Origin of the sequence: Persicitalea sp. (assembly GCF_041751555.1) — a bacterium.
Lineage (GTDB): Bacteria > Bacteroidota > Bacteroidia > Cytophagales > Spirosomataceae > Persicitalea.
The window spans coordinates 1-3,563 of the sequence record NZ_JBGSXF010000106.1; the positions used below are offsets into that span (position 1 = coordinate 1).

The 3,563-nt window shown below is 55.2% G+C and carries 2 protein-coding genes and 1 riboswitch; of the genes, one reads left to right on the top strand and one right to left on the bottom strand.

Annotated elements, in window-relative coordinates:
• On the bottom strand, positions 1-2,056 hold a 2,056-nt coding region (locus ACEW8P_RS03520; RefSeq protein WP_373511726.1), incomplete at its 3' end, for a TonB-dependent receptor.
• 168 nt (positions 2,057-2,224) lie between these two features.
• Positions 2,225-2,320: riboswitch (TPP riboswitch) on the bottom strand.
• A gap of 47 nt (positions 2,321-2,367) precedes the next feature.
• Between ACEW8P_RS03520 and ACEW8P_RS03525 the strand changes: the two genes are divergently transcribed.
• Positions 2,368-3,303, top strand: coding sequence for a ring-cleaving dioxygenase (locus ACEW8P_RS03525; RefSeq protein ID WP_373511727.1), 936 nt, complete (start codon positions 2,368-2,370; stop codon positions 3,301-3,303).
• Positions 3,304-3,563: the final 260 nt, after the last annotated feature.

Below are 3,563 nucleotides of genomic sequence, written 5' to 3' on the forward strand. Positions count from 1 at the left end.
CGTAATCCACGACGTACTCGGTGAAGTTGGCGATCTTGTTCTGGCTGAACGTCGCGTTGGCGTTCCACTTCCAGGCGCGGTTCAGCGCGATGCCGCCTTCCAGTTCCAGTCCCATGCGGTAGCTGTTCGGCACGTTCACGCGGATGGAATTGCCTGTATCGTTGACCTGTCCGGTCAGCACGAGTTGGTTTTTGTAATCCATGAAATAGTAGTTGGCCGCGAACGCCAGCTTGCTGCTTTGGATGCGGAAACCCGCTTCCAGGTCGCGCAGCGTTTCGGCTGCGGGCTGGATGTCGCGCGTGGATTCCGTGAAGTCGTCGCGGTTGGGTTCGCGGTTGCCGATGCTGTACGAGGCGTAGGCCGTGCTGAGCTCCGAGATTTGGTAGTTTAGTCCGGCTTTGGGGTTGAAAAAAGTGTAGGATTGATCAAAATCCTGCTGTCGTCGCTGGTTGTCGTCGCCCAGAATCTTGTGCTGTACCTGCCGCACCTGCACATCGCCGAAGGCGTTCAGCTTTTCCGTGAATTGGTAATAGACTTTTCCGTAAAGATTGAAGTCGGTTTTGGTACCATTATTCTCATAGTACCGCTGCCGAATGCTGCTATTCCCGGCGTAACGCGCCCAAATTACCTGGCCGTAGTGGTCGCCGTCGTACTTGTTCAGCCCGCCGCCAAAGTTGGCCGTGACTTTCTTGAAACTGTTGTAATCTAACGAGAAAGTGGTGCCGTAAAAGTAATTGTCGAGCCAGCGGCGACGAATCAGATCGGTGCGGGTGATGGTATCGCTGCCTACGACCACGTTCGGGATTTTATAGTTTTTAAGTTTGTCGTCGTCGCGGTATTGCTCAAAGTACCCCAGCCCGCGCACCACGAATCCGTTCACATTCAGCGTCAGGTTTTTATTCAGCGTGTGCGACGAAACGAGCTGGTAGTGATCCTGCTGGTAGTTGTCCACTTCGTTGTCGTAGAGGTACGAATTGTAGGTGCGACTGTCGGAGTTGAGCAGATTCTGCGCGTCACGCTCGTTGAGGCCATTGCGCTCGATGTAGGCCAACATCCCCTCGCGGTCACCCCACACCCGCGACTCGGGCGAGCCGTTCCACGATTGGTAGGTGACTTCTTTGCCCGAAAAAACGTTGAGCCGCACGAAACTTTTCTTGCCAAAGTACCCCCCCGAAAGGTAATAGGAGCGCAAATCACTACGGGCGCGGTCCACGAAACCATCGGACTTCACCTGCGATAGCCGGACGTCCACCGTAAACTTGCCATTGAGCAGACCCGTTCCGGCTTTCACGGTATGCTTGCGGGTGTTGAACGAGCCGTAGGAATTGAGCAGTTCGGCGTAGGCTTCGCGGCGGAACTCGTTGGTACTCACGTTGACCGTCGCGCCGAAAGCCCCGGCCCCGTTGGTGGAAGTACCCACACCGCGCTGGATTTGGATGCTGCTCACCGACGAGGCAATATCGGGCATATTGACCCAAAAGACGCCCTGACTTTCTGCGTCGTTGTAGGGAATGCCGTTGACCGTAACGTTGATTCGCGTGGCGTCGGTACCCCGGATGCGGATGCCCGTGTAGCCTACGCCCGCGCCCGCGTCGCTGGTGCTGACGAGCGAAGGCGTGAAGTTGAGCAGCACGGGCAGGTCTTGCCCGAGATTCTGCTTCTCGATGGCCTCGGCGGTCACGTTGGAATAGGCCATGCCGCTTCGGTCGGTGACGCGCGTCGCGCTGACGATGACTTCATCGGCATTGAAAACTGAGCGTTTGAGCAGAATGGTCAGTTCCTGGGGGAAGGTTCGGGTGGGTACTTCGACGGTTTCGTAGCCGACAAAGGAGATTATGATATTTTCGACGTTGGCAGGAACGCTCGTCAGCGTAAAGCGTCCGCTGGCGTTGGTCGTGGTACCTCGGTAGGCTCCGGCGCGGACAGTAGCGCCCGGCAGCGGGCTACCGTCTTCGGCATCGTTGACTTGCCCGCTGAATGTTTGCTGGGCGATGGCAGAAAGGCTGAGTCCCAAAGCAAGGAAACAAGCCGAAAGATAGGTCGTAACTTTTCGCATGGCGAATGAAAGTTGACGATAGGCTAGGGGCCAAACCCATCTTGGGTTGAAAAAATATTAAATAAAATTGAGCGGCTTCCAACCCGAGGGAACTTGGTTTTGTTGTGAAAACAGAAGGTAAGAAATCACTTTTCTCGACTTCTGGGCCTGGCCAGGCGGTTCACGCGGATTGGATTTTCGTCTCTTCCCTTCGCCGGAATTACCCGAATCAGGTTCAATGGGTATGATCTCAGCCCGTTCGGTAGGGCACCCCTTATGAGATTTACTGGCGGCAAAGGTACAAGTTTTCATTTTTATAAAACCAAAAAATCATGGCAAATCTGATAAATGGCCTTCACCACGTGACCGCTTTGGCCAGCAACGCACAGCGTAACGTCGATTTCTACGTCGGCATTTTAGGTTTGAGGATGGTCAAGAAAACCGTCAATTTCGATGCGCCCGATGTCTATCACCTCTATTACGGCGATGAAGTCGGCTCGCCAGGTACTATTCTGACGTTTTTTCCCTACGCCGGATTGGTGCGCGGTCGCAAAGGCATCGGCCAACTGACCTACACGGCATTTTCCATTCCCACGGTGTCGCTGAGTTACTGGATGGATCGGCTGACGGAATTCAACATTCCGTTTTCCGGCCCGCACAACCGCTTTAATGAAAACTACCTCCGCTTCGAGGACTACGACGGCATGGGCGTGGAACTAGTCGCCACTTCATCGGACAACCGTCCCGGCTGGGACAATGGCAAAATTCCGGCGGAATACGCCGTGCGCGGCTTTCACACTGTATCGCTCAACGAGCGCAATGTCGATCGCACCGTAGCGCTGCTGACCGACCCGATGCAACATACACTGGTAGCTGAGGAAAACGGCATCTTCCGCTTCCAGGCTGGCGAAGGTGGGCCGGGTAATTTTGTAGACGTAGTGCATTCGCCCCAGGACGTGCGGGCCTTGCAGGGCGCGGGGTCGGTGCATCACGTGGCTTTCTCGACCGACACCGACGAAACGCAACTCGAAATCCGCGAGCAACTTCTGTCAGCAGGTTACCAACCCACCGAGGTACTGGATCGGCAGTATTTTCATAGCATCTATTACCGAGAGCCAGGCGGCATTCTGTTCGAGATTGCGACTAACCCGCCAGGCTTCGCCGTGGACGAAGCCCTGGACGCACTGGGTACTTCGCTCAAACTACCCGAGTGGTACGAGCCGCGCCGCGTGAAGATCGAGGCGGCGTTGCCGGAGTTGGTGTTGTAATGAGGTCTTCGGCCGCCAGGCGGCCCTGTCCGCTCATACTGACAATTGCCCTTTGTCAGTCTGAGCGGAGCCGAAGACTGCTTGGCGGTCGAAGACAGTCCATCCGTTAATTCAGGAAAACTTAAAAAAACATGAACCTACAACACAACCCAAACAACACAGCCACAAAAGGTGCATCGCTGGAAACAGCTAAAAAAGTAGTACTTATGCTGCACGGGCGCGGGGCATCGGCGCAGGATATTTTATCGTTGACCGACTAC

Bases quoted from the DNA above. Each gene is read 5' to 3' on its own strand.
- ACEW8P_RS03525 (WP_373511727.1), top strand. From the start codon at position 2,368: ATGGCAAATCTGATAAATGGCCTTCACCACGTGACCGCTTTGGCCAGC.